Raw genomic sequence first — 17,423 nt, 5'->3', positions numbered from 1 at the left:
AACATTAACCGGAATCCATGTTTAGATTACATCAAAGCTATCCCGTTTTTTTCCTCCTGATATTGTTCATTGGTGGATGTAAAGAAAAATCAGCTACAACTGATTCAAAAACCGAAGAAGACAAACTGGTTCAAAAGGCACTTGAAATTCATGAACGTGTGCTCACCCTGGATACCCATGCGGATACCCCTTTGCGAATGATTGAACCGGGTTTTGACATGGCCGAACGTCATGATCCCAGGGAAACCGGCTCTAAGGTGGATTATCCCCGGATGATTGAAGGTGGGTTGGACGCCATCTTCTTTGCGGCCTTTGTGGCTCAAGATATTCGTGATGATGATGGCAACACCCGAGCTAAGGCACTCTGCCTCCAAATGATGGATTCAATCGTGGCCTCTACCCAAAAGAATTCGGATATTGTTGGACTTGCGCTAAACCCAGATGATGCGTATGCTTTGGAAAAGGAAGGAAAACGGGCCATTTACATTGGTATAGAGAACGGTTATCCCATCGGCAAAGATCTTTCCAATGTTGAACTGTATTTTGAAAAAGGGGTACGCTATATCACCCTGGTACATTCTTCCAACAACGATTTGGCCGATTCCGCTACCGATCCAAACGGAACCGAACACGGTGGTATCAGTGATTTTGGTGCCAAGGTCGTTGGTGAGATGAATCGCCTTGGTATTATGGTGGATGTCTCCCATGGGAATGATAGCGTATTCTATGATGCCGTAAAACTGTCAAAGGCACCAATTATTGCAAGCCATTCCAACGCCAGGGCAGTGACCAATCACGAACGCAATATGACCGATGAAATGTTGAAGATGATGGCGGAAAATGGTGGTGTTGTCCAACTTACCATGCTTGCTGACTATCTAAGGGAAGCTCCCCCGAACGCAAAGCGGGACTCTGCGGTAGCTGCACTCCGGGCAAACATGAAACCCATCGGGGAAATGACAAGGGAAGAACGAACGGCTTTACGGAAGTCCTTTCAGGAGTTGAATGAAAAATTCCCGAACCCTCCCGCGACCGTTACCCATGTTGCCGATCATATCGATCATATTGTGAAAGTAGCAGGAATAGATCATGTTGGAATTGGTTGTGATTTCGACGGAGGTGGTGGAATCGAAGGGGTTTTTGATGCCAGTGAGGTGATGAACATCACCATAGAACTCGTAAAGCGTGGGTATACCGAGGAACAGATCCGAAAAATCTGGGGCGGTAACCTCATCCGTGTTTTCAAGGAAGTTCAGGCTAAGGCGAAGGAGATACAATCCAACGAAGCCTCCTAATTCGCAAGCATTCAAGCTGTGTTAAGATCAGTATTTGTTTTAATTACGTTGGCCGCGTCCATGCAAATGGCCGCCCATCCTTTAAGGCTTTCGTTGTGCGAGATTGAGTATACATCAAGCAAACAATTGCTGACCATTAACCTAAAACTGTTCTTAACCGATGTGAATGAGGCCTTGGTTTTTGACCCCTACAGCAAGGAGCTCGCCTTTTGCCAGCCCAATGAATCCGTTAAAGCCAATCAACTATTGTTGGACTATCTCAATCAGTTTTTCCATGTAAAAGCCAATAAAAAGGCAGTAGAATTGCAAATAAAGCATAAGAAATTGAGCGGTGAAGGTGAGAATACCGCATTATGGGTTTACTTCGAATATCAACAACCATCGCCCCTGACCTCCCTCGAAATCAAAAATGCCGTTTTCACCGACTTGTTCTTTGATCAAAACAACATCGTCTATGTCCATGTCAACGGAAAGTCCAATAGTTTGATGCTCAATAAAAAAACAGCCGTTCACCAACTGAAATTCTAAGATGCACCCATTTGAGTTTTATCTTAAACTTGGTTTTGACCATATTGCCGATATGGCGGCTTATGACCATATTCTTTTCTTGGTAGTGCTTTGTGCGGTCTATCGAATCGAACAATGGAAGAAGATTTTAATTTTGGTGACTGCTTTCACCATTGGTCATAGTATCACTTTGGTCCTGGTGTCCCTGGACATTTTTTCAATTCCTTCAAATTTGATAAAATTCCTTATCCCAGCAACCATATTCATTACCGCCCTTCACAATGTCATTGGTCCAAATACTACCGAAAAATCTTCAAGAATGAATCAAAACTATAGCATGGCGTTGTTCTTTGGATTGATTCATGGCATGGACTTTTCCAATTACTTCAAGGCCCTGATCATGGACCCTACCGATATTGTAATACCCCTATTGGGCTTTAACATTGGTATAGAGCTTGGTCAATTGTTGGTTGTGCTTTTTATCGTTGGTGTTGCCTTTCTTTTCCTCAATATCCTGAGGGTCAAGCACCGTGAATGGAATGTGTTCATTTCGGGGGCGGCCGCTGGAATGTCCCTTATTTCCATGTTGGAAAATACGTTCTGGTAAATGGTCTTTTAACCCAAAAATGTTGTGCATACCTGCTACACGCCCGTATGGTGTTGCCATGGTTACCCCTTCCATCGAGTTGCTAACAATCGGAACAGATTCCTCTGATAATGGTCTGTATGGTCTTGGTTTTAAATCCTTTGGGAACATTGATGTCCACTGTTGTCGCTTTTTCAATACAATAGACCGTTTCGCATTGCTCGCAAACAAAATGGGCATGATTGCGACCATGATCGTGGACCTTGCCAAATGCATATTTCGCCACACCACTTTGATCATTAATGCGATGGATGATGCCCGCCTCTTCAAAAGCGCTCAGGTTTCGGTAGAGCGTGGACTTGTCCACCCCTTCTCCCAACGTCTGTTTAATATCTGGATAGGACAGTGCGTGTTTGGCGTTTAGGAAACAGTCCAAAAGTGCCATCCGCAATTTTGTCCTTTTTAGTCCTTGTTGCTGTAGAAGGTCATCACCGATCATTTTGGATTGCTATTTAGATACCAAAGGCTTCGGCTTGTTCGATGAGGTAGTAACAGCGGGTCGGGTCATCCCGATTTAAACGTAGGATTCCCGTTACCGTAATCAAATCATCCATGGCAAAGGAGGTTTTTTGGGCAAATGCAATTTCCGAGATGGTCTCTGGCCCGCCATTACCACAAAAGAAACAGCTTGCCATTGGATTTTTGGAAAGCATGTAGACCGATTGACTTCCATCCAATACCAAAAGAAACCCAATCAATGAAACTTCCTTTCCTTCCAAATCCGTGAGTTTGGTTGAAAAGTCAGCTTCCAAAAAACCGGGATATGCCTTTTTGGCGTCGCTTTTTCTCCAAGTGATGCCCCGTTCCAAATCTGACCAGTCCAATGCGGTTTGGGCCGTCAGTTCCATGGAAAAAACCAGGAGGGACAATAGCACTACGGTCTTCATATCAATTCACCAATTTTCCCGATGCCTCTTTTAAAATATAGTTGCAATGATCTACATTATTACCGTTCAATTCCAGGATGCCTGTAACCTGAACAACCTGGTCCGTCTTAAAGGGGGGTCTTTCCTTAAAATTGACCTCAACGATACTTTCTGGCCCTGCAGCACCACAAAAAAAGCAGGAAGCCATTGGATTGGCTGAAACCAAAAAAACTTCACCTGTTCCGGAAATATCCAAAAAATACCCGGTAATCTGGACTTTCTTTCCCTGATAGGTTTTAATCCTTTCCCCAAATTTGGGCATCAAAAAGTGAACGTCGTACTTTTCATTGTACATCGGTTCAAAATTCACATCGGCGAAATCCTGCCACGTTACTTCCAACTGCGCAGAAACGCTCTGAACCATAAGGAAAACAGGAAAAAGGAACAAAAAAAATGGTTTATACATCGGCCAACGTTTTTGAAATGTTCAATTTAAAAATCGATGTGGACGCCAACAAAACAGCAATAATGGCTATGACCAAAGTTACCCCAAAAAGTAACAACTCGGGAAGATTGGGTCCATTCAATTGCAAAACATACCCATATCCCGATTCAATATACCCCGAAGCCAGGGCCAGGGCCAAACGACCCAATACCCATCCAAGCCAAAATCCTATCAAGGCCAAAAGCAGCCCTTCAAACAATACCAAGAAGAGCAATTTTCGTGTTCCCAGGCCATAGGTACGCAATAATGCCAATTCCTGTCTTCGTTCCCGTATGGTCTTCAATAGACTGATGAAAATACTGAAACCAGAAACGAACAGAATGGCAAAAGCGATACCGTTTATGGTCTTTACGCCGGAACCCAGGAAACCCATAAGCCGTTGTATCTCAAAACCAGGAAGGGCGGCCTGCATATTGGTATTTTCATTGATAAAGCGCGGTAACTGTACCAGGCCCAGGGGACTTTTGAATTTCACCAAAAGAGAGGTAATCTCAAGTTCATCATCATGGTCTTCATAATCGTGTCCGGTGTCGTTAGCTTCATCATGAACCTGTTCTCCACCTTCATGTTCCTTATGATCATGTCCTTCATGGTCGTGGTCATGTCCTTCGTGGTCATGTTCCTCATGATCAGGTTCCTCATGGTCATGTCCTTCGTGGTCATGTTCCCCTTCTTCATGCTTTTCATCTTCATTGTGCTGTTCCTCTCCATGATGCGAGTGCGCATCCCAGATACTTTCCAAATCACATACCAGCAACTGATCGACCACAGTGCCGGAGGGCTCCAAAATTCCAGCAATGGTATAGGGGTGATCATCATGTGCTTCCCCACCGGCAGCGGCCAAACCATGGGAACTGGTAATCCTATCCCCTATTTGGAGTCCCAATTTTTTGGCAACGGTATTCCCTGCCACTATTTCAAAAGGTCGTTGAAATAAACCTCCCTCGCTTAAAACAACACCATAGTTATCCAAATAACCCGGTTCCGTACCCAAAATGCGATACCCTTTGTAGTTATCCCCATAGGAAACGGATATGGCCGACCCTACAAAGGGGTGATTCTTAATGGACTCTGCCTCCTCCAGTTTAATGTTACCGGTAGGTACGTCAATATGCAAAACGGAGGAAAGCACCAACTGCAATGGACTCCCTTTGGCCCCAACGACCATGTCCACCGGGGTAATGTTCTTGTCCATTTGTCCATTCAGTTGCTTACCGAGCTGCAGGACAAAAGTGACCAAGGAAACGCTAAGTACCAAAAGTACCAGGCTCAAAACCATATTCAAGGGTTTTGAGACCATGTTGCGGTAGGCTAAATACAAAAGGTTCATAGCACAATTTGATTTGAAAAATGTTGGGTAACCCGTTGGTCGTGGGTTATAATGACCAAACTGCTCCCACATAATGCAGCCTCATCCTTCAACAACTTTATAACCTGATTGCAGTTAAAATCGTCCAAATTGGATGTGGGTTCGTCGGCAAAGACTACCTGAGGGCGATGGATCAACCCCAACGCTATGGACAGCCGTTGTTGCTGTCCTTGACTCAATTGCATTACCTTTTTCTTGAGGTACGGGGTCAGTCCCAATCGTTCAGCAATGGCCAACCTTCGCTCCTTATCCATGGTTTTTTTGGGAAAGTTTTGCCGTAACCTAAGGTTTTCATCAACGTTCAAGGATTTTATGAAATGGTATTGCTGAAAAATGAGTCCAACATATGCGCCACGAAATAAATCCAGACCCTTTCGGTCCAAAGCAGTAATTTCAGTTTCATTAATCACAATGGAACCACTGGAGGCCGGTAATATTCCCGAAAGCAAATGGAGTAAAGTGGTCTTCCCAACCCCAGAAGGCCCCAGCACCAATAGATGTTCCTGGCTATTCAAAATAATATTGGGAAACTCAAAAGCCTGTCCCCCCGGGTACTTAAACTGAAGTCCTTCCGTTTTGACCATTTGTGTCATCCTACAAACTTAAGAAGAATTTTAAATGCGACTGAGTTGCGTTTGCGATTTTAAGTTATTTTTGCATTTCATTTTGTAAGTCATAAAAACCATATGAATACCCTTCAATTGACATCAAAATCCGATATCGTTGGCGCTCTGGCCAGTGCTCTTTGTTTGATACATTGTGTGGCCACTCCCTTTTTGTTTGTGGCCCAAGCAGGAATAGCAGGGGCCGGAGAATTGCATCCCCAATGGTGGGGCATACTAGATTTGGTCTTTTTGGCCATTTCCTTTTTTGCCATTTGGTGGTCTGCCAAAACTACTTCCAAAAAATGGATGCGCAACCTACTTTGGGGGAGTTGGGGACTTTTGGCGATTATTGTTATAAATGAGAAAATCCACCTATTTCCTTTAGCGGAACAGGCCATATATTTTCCATCCATCGCCCTTGTCGTCTTCCATCTGTACAATAGGAAGTACTGCAACTGTGGTCACGAACAGTGCTGTACCGACGAAAAGCTGAATGCCTAAACCTTAATTGATCATCATGGATATTGAAAGAATAGAGACCCTTGGGAATGAACATTTTGCCACTTCCCTGGAAACCCCAATACGGGAAGATGCTTTTTTGCTCAGCGATAAGGAAAAGATTGAGCGCATACAACATCACTTTCAAAAAATAATGGAAACTTTGGGGATGGACCTCACTGATGACAGTCTTTCGGGAACACCCTACCGTTTTGCAAAAATGTATGTCCAGGAACTATTTTATGGACTAAATCCCGATAACCTTCCCCAATTGTCAACTTTTGAAAACACATACGGCTATCAAAAAATGTTGGTAGAACAGGATATTACCATTGACTCCTCCTGCGAACATCATTTTTTACCTATTATTGGTCATGCCCATATTGGATATATTCCCAAAAATAAGGTAGTAGGATTGTCAAAAATTAACCGATTGGTCGATTATTATGCCCACAGACCCCAAGTCCAGGAGCGTCTTTGTTTACAAATCCTAAACGATTTGCAGGAAACCTTGGAAACCGATGATGTCATCGTTATGGTACACGCCAAACACCTTTGTGTATCATCCAGGGGAATTAAGGACAAGGACAGTTTTACAACCACCGTGGAGTACGGCGGAAAGTTTACCAATGAGAATTCACGGAACGAATTCTACGGACTTCTTAAGAACAATTTTAAGAACCTTTAGTTACCTGTTCTCCTCCAAAAATCGACTAATGCACATAACCGTATTGCCCTTAGTAATGGCCGGCGTCGCCAGATTATATAATATGATTCCGGAAACAGGTGCTTTGTATTGGGCAAGTTCCCTACCGAATTCATCCGTAGTACGGCCAACAATATCGCCTTTGCTTACGGAATCACCAGCCTTAACAAAACTGTAGAAAATACCGGCCTCTTTTGACCTTATATAAACCTGACTGTTTAACCTTGTAGGGTGGTGAATCGGCCTTTTACCCCCACCATACATTTTCATTTCGGCCAACATATTATAAACGCCCTTCTTTATTAATGCCACCGCTTCTTTTTGCACATTCCCCAATTTTCCGCATTCAATACTCAAAGCCGTCTTGCCGTCCTGAACGGCTTGTTTGAATGTATATTTTGCCGGTTCCCCATCTGAAAGGGTGTAGGGATATGAAACGATATAATCAAATCCGCTTGCTTCAGAAAGCGCTTTGGCCTGTTGGGTCTGTTTCGGTCGCTTCTTATTATTGTAATAACAGATAAAGGGCAAAAGATCTTCTGGAGCGTCACCACCATGGATGTCCAAAAATACATCACTTACCGGAATGATGTTTTCGGTGATGATATGGGCCAAACGTTGTGTAATCGTTCCCCTTGGGTCACCGGGAAAGGCGTTGTTCAAATTGACCTTATCCTGTGGGTTGATAAATGGCGTTCTTGAGTAGAAAGAACTTCTATTTGCTATAGGAATAAAGATAATTGTACCCAACAATGAATCCATTTTTATTTCCTGCATTAGTTGTTGCGTGGCAACTATGGGCGGGTACTCAAATCCATGAACACCCGCAACTATGGTAAAAGTTGGCCCCTCCCCCTTACCTTTTACGACGGAAACGGGTAAATAACCCCTATTGCCCAAACTATCTTTCACCTGAATACGGAGGTTTTCCCTTGCAGGACGCGTATCATCTCCAAGTACTTGTTGCAGTGTTTTCTGGGAAGTACCCATTTGAACCGAAAGTAATAGAGTAAGTACAATACTGATTCTTGACATGATTTCTAGTTTAATACACAAAACATCGTTTTAAACATACCGCTTTTAGCAGCCATATATTCCCCGCCTTTCACAAGGTATAAAAAGGAATGGGCAGAATACCCAATCAGTCTCTACTTGACTTTCGGATACCTCAAGTCCTTGGCATGGATATCTTTCGTCCAAACCTCTTTTCCTTCCTTATCAAAAATGGTCATGTTGAGGACACGTTCCGTCCGTGGTCCGGAAACCTTTAAAATGCCGAAATTATGTTCCCCAAATAAGGTTTCTTCCAGGCGATATTGGTTCAATTCCTCTTTATTGGGATAAGCGCCCGCAGTCAAGGAAGAACAGGTGAGATCGTATAACGGATATACCCTATCGCTTTCCTTCATACGGCTGAGTCCCGTATGGTGTCGATCCCCATCCAAAAAGACAACGCCTTCAATTTTTGCCTCACGGATTTTTTGGAGTAAATACCCCCGTTCCTCCGGGAAGGTGGCATAGTTTTCATGCATGGCTTCCGTACTTATCACCTGTCCGCCAACAACAACGAATTTAAAAGTCGCCCTACTTGATGCCAAGGCATTAATAAGCCAATCTATTTGTGTTTTCCCCAACATTTCCCGTTCCGTGGCAAAATTTGCATTTGAGGTCCTGAAATAGCGATTGTCCAACAAGAAGAAATCCAGATCGGCCCATTGAAAGGTACCTGTAATACCTCCCTGTCCGATTACATCATAATTGGGATTGCCCCAAAAAAGCCTGAATATCTCGGAAGCCGTGGTCTTTAACCAAAAACTTCCATCGGAATCATTGGGACCATAGTCATGATCGTCCCAAATGGCATAATGGTGGGTAGAGGCCAACAACGGCTGGAGTTCAGGTAATGAACGTGTATGCGTATAACGATGCAAAAAACCGGTTCTTGAGTTCCAATCAGCTTCCCTTAGGTAGGTATTATCCCCCATCCAAAGCATAAAATCCGGTTTTTTTTGATGGATGGCCTCAAAAATTTCAAAATCACTGCCATAGGGCTTTCCAGGGCGGTCAAAACGTTCTTCATTGACATAATTACAACTGCCCAAGGCAAAACGCACTTCCGGGGGGTCGGTTCGCCATTGCCAAAGCTCTTGTGTCTGAAACTCCAATGGATAGTTGCGATCAATCTTTCTTCCATCAATATACAGCTCATAGGTATAGGTTTTCCCGGGAAGGACTTGGTCAGCAATAAGTTTGGCAACAAAACCCGTATGGGATCGTGTACGCTGTTTTTTGGTTTTGAAGCGTTCTTTGGGATTTTCATTGTCGAAATACTCAAAATGTACTTCCGCATCGGTTTTTGTCTGGGCCCAAAGAAGTACTTCACGCATGGTTGAATACCCCACCATTGGTCCGGATTGAAGTACGTCTTGGGCCAAAAGGCCAGCTATGTTCAGCATCCCTATAAATGCTATAAAAAAAAGTTTGTTTTTCATGGAGTTAAATATCACTAAACGTTGGTTCATTTTACGATTGCAAAAGTAAAAAGCATTACTTCAGAAATTGTTATTCCAGTGTAAAGAAAGTATGGTTTGGCATCGTTTTAAATCATTGGGGCGTTCCGGAAATTCAATCCAACTATGAAGTTTCCCTTAACACGAATTATCTTTAGTGCAACCCAACCAATATCTTAAAGCGGAGACAGTACCATTTGAAGAAGTCTGGCACAATTGGGATAGGCGAAAAAGCCACTTTTTGGGTCTGGTGCAGGCAGGTCCTAGACGATGTTCTTTTTGTTTTTTCCGGACAAAAAATAGGTATAGATCCACATGATGGTAAAGGTGGGGATGACATCGAGCCCAGGCACGATCTCCTCAATAAAAGTGATTACTCCAGCAGCTTTCCCTACATTCCCTTTGTACATTCGGGTCATTAACCACCCCGCAAGCGGTGCCCAGATTACATCCAAAATGTCACCCAAACCAGGTATGAGCAATGAGGACATCCCGATGCCATCAAACAGTAATCCTAAAACTAAATTGCGGGTACGCTTATCCGAGGTATTAGACATGTCCGAAAAATAAGCAAAAAAAGTAACAGCGTTGCTGCTTACGATAAATCGGAACTGATCAATTTTAAAAACTCGTTCCGTGTTTCAATTTTTTCAAACTGTCCCCTGAATCCAGAAGTTGTGGTAACCGAGTTCTGTTTTTGTACTCCCCGCATCATCATACACATATGGGATGCTTCAATAACCACGGCGACCCCTTTTGGTTTTAAGGTATTGTTGATACATTCCAAAATATCGTGGGTCAATCGTTCCTGAACCTGCAATCGTCTTGCAAACACATCGACAATCCTTGGAATTTTGCTCAATCCCACAATATGTCCATTGGGGATATAGGCAATATGCGCCTTCCCAAAAAAGGGAAGCATATGGTGTTCACAGAGCGAATACAGTTCAATGTCCTTTATGATGACCATATCGTCATATTCTTCCTTGAACATGGCACTTCTTAAGATTTCCTCGGCATCCTGCTTGTAGCCCTGGGTTAGGAAAAGCATGGCCTTTGCAGCACGTTCGGGGGTTTTTAAAAGTCCTTCCCGGGACACGTCCTCCCCTATCTCATCAATTATCTTTAAGTAGCGGTCTTTGACCTCATTGGTCAATTCTATGTTATACTCCTCCAGGTTTTTATAGGGTGCCATGTTAGTTTTTGACGGTGTTTAGTTTGTCTGCAAAGTGTTTTTGCAGCTTTTTGATTTTTGGATTGATGATGAATTGGCAATAGGGTTGAAGACCATGTTCATTATAATAATTGTGATGCTCTTCTTCGGCAACATAAAACGGTTTCTCTTCGGAGATAGCGGTAACAATACGGTCCGAAAAGACTTTTTCCCCTTCCAAAAATTGGATATACTGTTCCGCCAAACGTTTTTGCCCTTCCGTGGTATAGAAAATTTCACTTCTGTACTGGGTACCCACATCACTTCCCTGGCGGTTAAGTGTTGTAGGATCATGCGTAGCGAAAAAAACTTCCAATAATTCCTGAAAGGAAATTTCCTTAGGGTCAAAAGTAATTTTGATGGCCTCCGCATGTCCTGTTCTTCCGGTACAGATTTCGCGATACGCGGGATTTTTGATGTTTCCCCCTGTATAACCTGATACTACTGACCTTACTCCTTTAAGCCTTTGAAATACAGCCTCTGTGCACCAAAAACAGCCGTTGGCCAGAATGGCTGTTTCAAGGTTTGCGTTATTTTGTTTATCCATTTATAGTAAAAGTTGAACAATTTATTGAAATATGCAATATTGACCGTACATTTAACTTTTGCTTAATAGTCGCAAAAATAGCAATAACCTTATAGTATCTTTTGTTGTTCGCTACATGGGGATTCCTTACTTTCACACCGATGAATTCCGGCATGATATACGCAAAAAACATTCATAAATCCTACGGAAACTTGGAGGTCTTAAAAGGTGTGGACCTAACGATAGAAAAAAGTGAAATTGTTTCCATTGTCGGAGCTTCGGGAGCAGGTAAAACCACCCTACTTCAGATTTTGGGCACCTTGGACATGGCCTCCAATCCAGGGGACAGCTCCATCCAAATCAATGGCATTGACGTTAATAATCTCAATGCCAAGGATTTGGCCAAATTTAGGAACGAACACATCGGTTTTATCTTTCAGTTCCACCAACTACTTCCCGAATTCACCGCACTGGAAAATGTCTGTATCCCGGCCTTCATCAAAAAAACGAACAGACAGGAATCCGAGAAAAAAGCAAAGGAACTATTGGGATTTTTGGGATTGGAAAAACGGCATGACCATAAACCCAGTGCATTATCCGGTGGCGAACAACAACGTGTTGCCGTAGCACGGTCTTTGATCAATGGGCCTTCCGTAGTTTTGGCGGATGAACCCAGTGGAAATTTGGACTCCGAAAGTGCCGACAACCTGCACCACCTTTTCTTTAAGCTTAGGGAAGAATTTGGACAAACCTTTGTTATTGTGACCCACAATCAGGACTTGGCCAATATGGCGGACAGAAAATTGACAATGGTAGATGGAAAAATGGTTGTATGAACCTACTGAAAAAGGTTTGGGCATTTTTTCTTAGGCCCAAATATCAAACGTATACCTATCCCCGCACTTTACAAAGACGGGTCTTTTTAAACCTTTTGGGTTGGAACATTGCCATTGCCATAGGGGTAGGGTTCATAATAGAAATAATAAGGGAAGCCTTGGGCGTAGATGTCGGCACACATGGAATGGAGCGATTGTTTGGGCACTATCATCCTTTGGTAATTTTGGCCATGGCCGCAGTGTTGGCCCCTGTTTTGGAAGAATCCCTTTTTAGGGGTCCCCTGATCTTATTTAAAAAATCGACTTATTTTGCCTCGGCCCTTTATACCTCCATTTTTCTATTTGGACTCATCCATCTTTTTAATTTTGAGGGGTATCAAAATGCACTATGGTTTGCCCCACTCCTATTTTTGCCCCAACTGATTACCGGTATTTTTTTAAGCTACATAAGGGTTAGGATGGGTTTGGGCCATGCAATGCTTTTTCATGCCCTGTTCAATTTAATTTTGCTTGGACCCTTTGTATTGGTTGCACTTCTAAATCCATCTGCAAATTGAAAAAGTACGAGCTTAAAACCTTTTTAGATGCCAAGGCGGAACAGTACGAGCATCCAAAGTTTCTGGAATCGGACCCCATTCAAATCCCGCATCGGTACACCAAAAAGGAAGATATCGAAATCAGCGCATTTTTGACGGCCACCATTGCATGGGGCAACCGTATGAGCATTATTAAAAGTGCCACGCGGATGATGGAACTTATGGACAACTCCCCTCACGATTTTATCCGCAACCATGAAGCATCGGACTTGGGGCGTTTGGATGACTTTGTCCATAGGACTTTTAACGGGATGGATTTACGTTTTTTCACTACCGCACTTAAATCAATATATAAAAATCACGGCGGGCTGGAACCTATTTTTTCCAAACATCAGGAACCACACACGCTGCAACCGGCAATAGCAAGATTTAAGGCGTTGTTTTTTGAATTGCCGCATTCCAAACGTACCCAAAAACATGTATCCAATCCTGATTCGGGCTCCGCTGCCAAACGAATAAATATGTTTTTGCGCTGGATGGTACGTCCCGCTGCCAAAGGTGTGGATTTTGGTCTATGGCAATCCCTATCCACAAACCAGTTATCCTGTCCCCTGGACGTACACTCGGGAAACGTGGCGAGAAAACTAAAGCTATTAAAACGGAAACAAAACGATGCAAAAGCCGTTATGGAGTTGGACCATAGTCTTCGCCAATTGAGTCCTATCGATCCCGTTAAATACGATTTTGCCCTTTTTGGATTGGGGGTTTTCGAAAAATTTTAATCCATAGTTTCAAATTCCTGATCCGTCAAGGTACGCATAAAGGCAATGATGGCTTGGGTCTCCCTGTCCGTTAAGTCCAGGGAATCGGGAGGTAAGGTCTGGTAGGGCACGTCCAATCCCATTCCCTGGCCACCGCCCACATTGTAAAATTGCATTACCTCTTCCAAAGTCTTGTAGACCCCGTTATGCATGTAAGGTCCGGTAAGGGCAATGTTCCTTACCGTTGATGTTTTGAAAAACGATTTCTTCTCTTCCACCTTATAGGGAAAGTATTGTCCCAAATCTTCATCCAGAACGGGATGGGTAAAGCTGGCATTCTTGGGCAGCCCCAGGTTCTCAAACTCGGTCTCCTGGTATTTTGGTGGAACCGTTCCATTAAAAGCCGGTGGAAAATGACATGTGGCGCAAGCGGCCTTGCCCATAAATAAATTAAACCCCAGGACTTCCTCTTGCGTCAAGCTTTCTTCCTTTCCCTGCATATTTCGGTCAAACTTGGAATCGAAAGGGGCCAAACTCCGAATGTATGTGGCAATGGCATTTCGCACATTTTGATTCGTGACGCCATCGCGGTACAACGAATCGAATGCCGATTGGTACGTTGCGTTCGCTTTTACCTGCTCTTCCATCCTGTTCAAATCCATATGGAATTCATTTTCGTTATTGGCAACACTTACGATCTGCGCCTCCAGATCATCCCCACTTCCATCATAGAAAAACGTTTTTTGATATACGGCATAGGAAAGCGTTGGCGTATTGCGCTGTAAGGGCTTTCCATTATTTCCCAATGCTTTTGGCTGGCCATCCGTAAAGGCCTTTTCCTTAAGGTGGCAGGTGGCACAACTCATCAATCCTTCATTGGACAATGCGTTATCATTGAACAATGCCCTTCCCAAGGCTACCCGCTCTTCACCAATGGGTGGGGAATTGGGCAAAGCAAACATTTTTATATTAAAAAAATCCTTGTCAAAAAGATTGTCGGCCTTAGGGTTCAAAGGCCGTGATGTATTTAAATCGACCTGCCAATCCATAGCAGTGGCATTGACCAATTGAAGTTGGGTGTGGGTATGCTCTTTAATAAAAGTGTAGCGATCAAAAGTTTCAAAATCCCCTTTTTCCAGGGTGGTCATCGCAGCATCCAATTCCGTCATCCATTCCTGGTATAAACCGTTATCCCGAAAAGCTTCCCTGTAGATTTCAAGGATTTCTTTTAGGGTCATGTAATTATCAATGGCTTCTGTGAGGGAATTGGATAGCATTGGGGAATCGAAACCCGTAATACCCTTTGTCGCTACATTGACAATGGCATCCCTGATCATCTTTAAATGGTGCCTATCCAATTGCCTGTAAATATTATGGTGCTTTCTGATGTAAGGAATACGGGACTGAAGGTATACCAGTACGTTGTGTAACTCCCTGTTTGAAATGGCATCCCCCCCAAATAGCATTTCTTCCAAAACTTGGTAACTCTTCGGCTTACGTATTTTTATATCGGTATAATCATCGATCTCTACCTTCAACAAATTGGGCGCATTCATGGAGAGGTAATTTTCGTGGTCATAAGCTATAAGCATAGGTTCCACACGCTTGTACCATTTTCTACTTTTCAGGAATGCATCCTGATTTTCCGTTAGGCTATGTAAAGTGTCCATTTGTTGGATATGGAAGGAAGCACTGTCCAAGGTTTTAAAATAGTATTGCCTTACGGCTTCGTTGAACCTGGAAGGTTCCTCGGTACTGGTTACCTTTTCGAAGGTTTTTTCCTGACAGGATGGTAGTAAAAAAAGGATGACCAAATAATAGGACAACGGTTTCATTTTCATTTTCATGCAAAACAGGGGTTAACGAGTGAAGGGCTCCCAACATATGGTTGGGAACCCTTTGAAAATACTTTTATATAATTCCAATTATCTAGGAAGTCCAGTCAATTTAAAAAGGAAGGAACCTTCCAATCTACTTAGACTTTCATCAATTGCCGTGGGATCGACAAATTTTGAGCCATCTGCCCTAACCGCTGTTTCGGGGGTGGTATTGAAATTCCACCCGTGAACCTGGGCACCTCCAAGAAAAGTAGATTCGGTGGCACCGATAATATCCGTAACATCGATCAAACCTGTGATTTCCCAGTATCTTGTTTCCGTACCAAAGCCCAATTGCGAAGCGGCAATTTGATTGCATTCCAAAACTTCTTCCAAAGCGCCGGTGTTGATGTTGTACTGCCATAGTTTGGCATATCCCTGAATATCCGTGTTCAAGTCCTGGTACCCATTAGGGTCTTCCTGAATGTACACATAGTTTTCGGTCACCAAAATATTATCCGGAGAATGCATTCCATCACCGATACCTCCTTCGCGATCACCATCCACCACAACAGTGAGCTTGGCATCACCCGTTGGATCATCGGGATTTAACTCTAATTTATAGACCCTTCCAAAGGTAGTTCCCCTGTTGGCCAAATCCGGATTCTCGGGTCGATACCTTCCAGTGGCGTTGAAATAAACATTTCTATTGTTCGCTGCTGAACCTCTTTGCCAATCAATATCCTCAATTCTTTGAAAACCAATAGCAACGGAATCTATGGCTTCTTGATTCAATTCATCAATGGTACGTTCCGTTACCGGTACCCATTCCACATCATAAGTGGTATCTTCCACCATTCCCATTTCAAATTTTAGGCCACCACCACCAATAGCGGTTTCAGTGGTATCCTTCCCCCTTAAAACATAAAGATCGCCACCATGTAAATCACCCAAGCTACCAACGTACATGGCAAAGTGGGCTTCTGGATAGGAGTTATTGCTGTCATCATCACCCATAAAAACAACTGTACTTCCAGGATATGCATCTTTGCCAACCACAACGGCATTTTCAGTGGACCATTCCCCCAATGCAGGTAGTCTTTCCGCTTCTACCCTATCTTCGGCATTCCGAAATGGATTAATGCGATAAACCCCTTTGGCATTACCGCCCCACTCTCCCCCAGAAAGGTATAATGGGCCAAAACCATGTTCTTCCGGAGTAATTGCAGAACCTGAACACTGCGCAGTAAAAGCCGTAGCGGTAGCATTTACTATATAATCACCTTCCAATGGCTGAAGGTCTTTGTTCATTCTTATACGGGCAATGGAATAATCGGATTCCAGATTGTTTATAAAGGCATAGGTTCCATCTTCATTGGGATACAACGCGGCTCCGTCCATATAGGAACCGTAAACAAAAGTGGAATCTGACGGCAAAATGTCTGCAGAGGACAATATCATCTGCAAATCGGCGCTACTTGCAAAACTGCCTTTAAGTTCAAATACCTCATTGGGTACCACGGAACTTTCAAGAGGTACCAACTCGGAAACGGTGAAATCCCCACCATCCTGTCCGTCCTGACCGTCGGTTCCATCTACACCGTCAACACCGTCACGGCCATCCCTACCATCTTCACCATCACAACTGGAAAAAGTGACCGTGAGGGATGCCAGTGTAAACAATAAGAATGCATTTTTTTTCAATTTCATGATTTAAAGCTTTTTAGGTTTTCGTATGCCCCAAAAATACTTTTAGCAAGCAGCTGGAAAGGTTAAGTAGTCGTGGTGATACTGTCAAGAGTTGATGAAATAAAAGTTAAGCTTTTAATAGAATGTTAATACTTAGAATTGGTCTTGATAAGGGCTAAATGCCAGGAAAAAACTAATAGCCTGTTCCTAAGAAACATAGGGGATTTTTATATCAAAAACAACATAAAGCTGGCCTATAGGTCCACTTATTTCTTGTTAGGTCCATCTATTACTATTCAATTTTTTGGGTATTGGGATTTACACAATTTATGCTCCTAAAGTATGCGCGGGACCCTTTTGTTTCCGACAACGCCACTGGAAGGACTATAAAAAACAAGCACCTATTTTAAAAAAATGAGCAAGGCCCAAGGTATCATTCTCGTTAGTATCTATATTTTCATTAATGCTCTTTTCACCTATAAATATGGAAAAGGACTGGGCTTTTCCTTACCCTTGATCCCTCCTTTGATATATACAA

General features: G+C 43.2%; 20 protein-coding genes. 8 read left to right on the top strand and 12 right to left on the bottom strand.

Going from position 1 to position 17,423, the window contains the following annotated elements:
* Positions 1–17 precede the first annotated feature (17 nt).
* From L0P88_RS20740 to L0P88_RS20730, 3 genes are read left to right on the top strand one after another with little or no spacing between them, the layout of a single operon-like run.
* Positions 18–1,295: a dipeptidase gene (locus L0P88_RS20740; protein ID WP_247131790.1), complete on the top strand. Its 1,278-nt coding sequence runs from the start codon at positions 18–20 to the stop codon at positions 1,293–1,295.
* Between the two features lie 18 nt (positions 1,296–1,313).
* Positions 1,314–1,823, top strand: coding sequence for a DUF6702 family protein (locus L0P88_RS20735; RefSeq protein ID WP_247131789.1), 510 nt, complete (start codon positions 1,314–1,316; stop codon positions 1,821–1,823).
* Between the two features lies 1 nt (position 1,824).
* Positions 1,825–2,409 carry a HupE/UreJ family protein gene (locus tag L0P88_RS20730; RefSeq protein WP_247131788.1) on the top strand — a complete coding sequence of 195 codons (585 nt, stop codon included), beginning with the start codon at positions 1,825–1,827 and terminating at the stop codon, positions 2,407–2,409.
* 82 nt (positions 2,410–2,491) lie between these two features.
* Here L0P88_RS20730 and L0P88_RS20725 read toward each other — a convergent pair whose 3' ends face one another.
* From L0P88_RS20725 to L0P88_RS20705, 5 genes are read right to left on the bottom strand one after another with little or no spacing between them, the layout of a single operon-like run.
* Positions 2,492–2,887, bottom strand: coding sequence for a Fur family transcriptional regulator (locus tag L0P88_RS20725; protein ID WP_247131787.1), 396 nt, complete (start codon positions 2,885–2,887; stop codon positions 2,492–2,494).
* A gap of 13 nt (positions 2,888–2,900) precedes the next feature.
* Positions 2,901–3,335: a hypothetical protein gene (locus L0P88_RS20720; protein WP_247131786.1), complete on the bottom strand. Its 435-nt coding sequence runs from the start codon at positions 3,333–3,335 to the stop codon at positions 2,901–2,903.
* A 1-nt stretch (position 3,336) separates the two neighbouring features.
* Positions 3,337–3,780, bottom strand: a complete 444-nt coding sequence (locus L0P88_RS20715; protein WP_247131785.1) for a hypothetical protein — start codon at positions 3,778–3,780, stop codon at positions 3,337–3,339.
* A complete protein-coding gene (locus L0P88_RS20710; RefSeq protein ID WP_247131784.1) occupies positions 3,773–5,149 on the bottom strand; it encodes an ABC transporter permease in 1,377 nt (458 codons plus the stop codon). The genes L0P88_RS20715 and L0P88_RS20710 overlap by 8 nt, the downstream gene beginning before the upstream one ends.
* Positions 5,146–5,781, bottom strand: coding sequence for an ABC transporter ATP-binding protein (locus L0P88_RS20705; RefSeq protein WP_247131783.1), 636 nt, complete (start codon positions 5,779–5,781; stop codon positions 5,146–5,148). Before L0P88_RS20705 ends, L0P88_RS20710 begins: the two co-directional genes overlap by 4 nt.
* Before the next feature lie 93 nt (positions 5,782–5,874).
* Here L0P88_RS20705 and L0P88_RS20700 point away from each other — a divergent pair, with 93 nt between their 5' ends.
* Both L0P88_RS20700 and folE (L0P88_RS20695) read left to right on the top strand, forming a co-directional pair.
* Positions 5,875–6,294, top strand: a complete 420-nt coding sequence (locus tag L0P88_RS20700) for a MerC domain-containing protein (RefSeq protein WP_247131782.1) — start codon at positions 5,875–5,877, stop codon at positions 6,292–6,294.
* 16 nt (positions 6,295–6,310) lie between these two features.
* Positions 6,311–6,979, top strand: coding sequence for a GTP cyclohydrolase I FolE (gene folE / locus L0P88_RS20695; RefSeq protein ID WP_247131781.1), 669 nt, complete (start codon positions 6,311–6,313; stop codon positions 6,977–6,979).
* Here the strand turns inward: folE (L0P88_RS20695) and L0P88_RS20690 are convergent, their stop codons facing one another.
* From L0P88_RS20690 to msrA, 5 genes are all read right to left on the bottom strand, one after another.
* A complete protein-coding gene (locus L0P88_RS20690; RefSeq protein WP_247131780.1) occupies positions 6,980–8,032 on the bottom strand; it encodes a succinylglutamate desuccinylase/aspartoacylase family protein in 1,053 nt (350 codons plus the stop codon).
* A 113-nt stretch (positions 8,033–8,145) separates the two neighbouring features.
* The gene (locus tag L0P88_RS20685; RefSeq protein ID WP_247131779.1) at positions 8,146–9,489 is read right to left on the bottom strand and encodes an alkaline phosphatase D family protein; all 1,344 of its coding nucleotides are present in this window, start codon (positions 9,487–9,489) and stop codon (positions 8,146–8,148) included.
* A gap of 281 nt (positions 9,490–9,770) precedes the next feature.
* Entirely contained in the window at positions 9,771–10,064 is a 294-nt protein-coding gene (locus L0P88_RS20680) for a hypothetical protein (RefSeq protein WP_247131778.1), read from the bottom strand.
* 38 nt (positions 10,065–10,102) lie between these two features.
* Positions 10,103–10,702: a GTP cyclohydrolase I FolE gene (folE, locus tag L0P88_RS20675; RefSeq protein WP_158777484.1), complete on the bottom strand. Its 600-nt coding sequence runs from the start codon at positions 10,700–10,702 to the stop codon at positions 10,103–10,105.
* A 1-nt stretch (position 10,703) separates the two neighbouring features.
* Positions 10,704–11,267 carry a peptide-methionine (S)-S-oxide reductase MsrA gene (msrA, locus tag L0P88_RS20670; RefSeq protein WP_247131777.1) on the bottom strand — a complete coding sequence of 188 codons (564 nt, stop codon included), beginning with the start codon at positions 11,265–11,267 and terminating at the stop codon, positions 10,704–10,706.
* Between the two features lie 152 nt (positions 11,268–11,419).
* Between msrA and L0P88_RS20665 the strand changes: the two genes are divergently transcribed.
* The 3 genes from L0P88_RS20665 to L0P88_RS20655 are packed head-to-tail and all read left to right on the top strand — an operon-like array spanning position 11,420 to position 13,400.
* Positions 11,420–12,082: an ABC transporter ATP-binding protein gene (locus L0P88_RS20665; RefSeq protein WP_158777486.1), complete on the top strand. Its 663-nt coding sequence runs from the start codon at positions 11,420–11,422 to the stop codon at positions 12,080–12,082.
* The gene (locus L0P88_RS20660) at positions 12,079–12,639 is read left to right on the top strand and encodes a CPBP family intramembrane glutamic endopeptidase (protein ID WP_247131776.1); all 561 of its coding nucleotides are present in this window, start codon (positions 12,079–12,081) and stop codon (positions 12,637–12,639) included. The genes L0P88_RS20665 and L0P88_RS20660 overlap by 4 nt, the downstream gene beginning before the upstream one ends.
* The gene (locus L0P88_RS20655) at positions 12,636–13,400 is read left to right on the top strand and encodes a TIGR02757 family protein (RefSeq protein ID WP_247131775.1); all 765 of its coding nucleotides are present in this window, start codon (positions 12,636–12,638) and stop codon (positions 13,398–13,400) included. The genes L0P88_RS20660 and L0P88_RS20655 overlap by 4 nt, the downstream gene beginning before the upstream one ends.
* On the opposite strand, the gene L0P88_RS20650 is transcribed toward L0P88_RS20655, so the two are convergent.
* Positions 13,397–15,226, bottom strand: a complete 1,830-nt coding sequence (locus tag L0P88_RS20650) for a cytochrome-c peroxidase (RefSeq protein WP_247131774.1) — start codon at positions 15,224–15,226, stop codon at positions 13,397–13,399. The genes L0P88_RS20655 and L0P88_RS20650 overlap by 4 nt on opposite strands.
* Before the next feature lie 78 nt (positions 15,227–15,304).
* The gene (locus L0P88_RS20645; RefSeq protein WP_247131773.1) at positions 15,305–16,906 is read right to left on the bottom strand and encodes a PhoX family protein; all 1,602 of its coding nucleotides are present in this window, start codon (positions 16,904–16,906) and stop codon (positions 15,305–15,307) included.
* Positions 16,907–17,423: the final 517 nt, after the last annotated feature.

Origin of the sequence: Muricauda sp. SCSIO 64092, assembly GCF_023016285.1 — a bacterium.
GTDB lineage: Bacteria > Bacteroidota > Bacteroidia > Flavobacteriales > Flavobacteriaceae > Croceivirga.
Note: the sequence above shows the minus strand (reverse complement) of the source record. Positions and strands in the feature narration are given on the sequence as shown.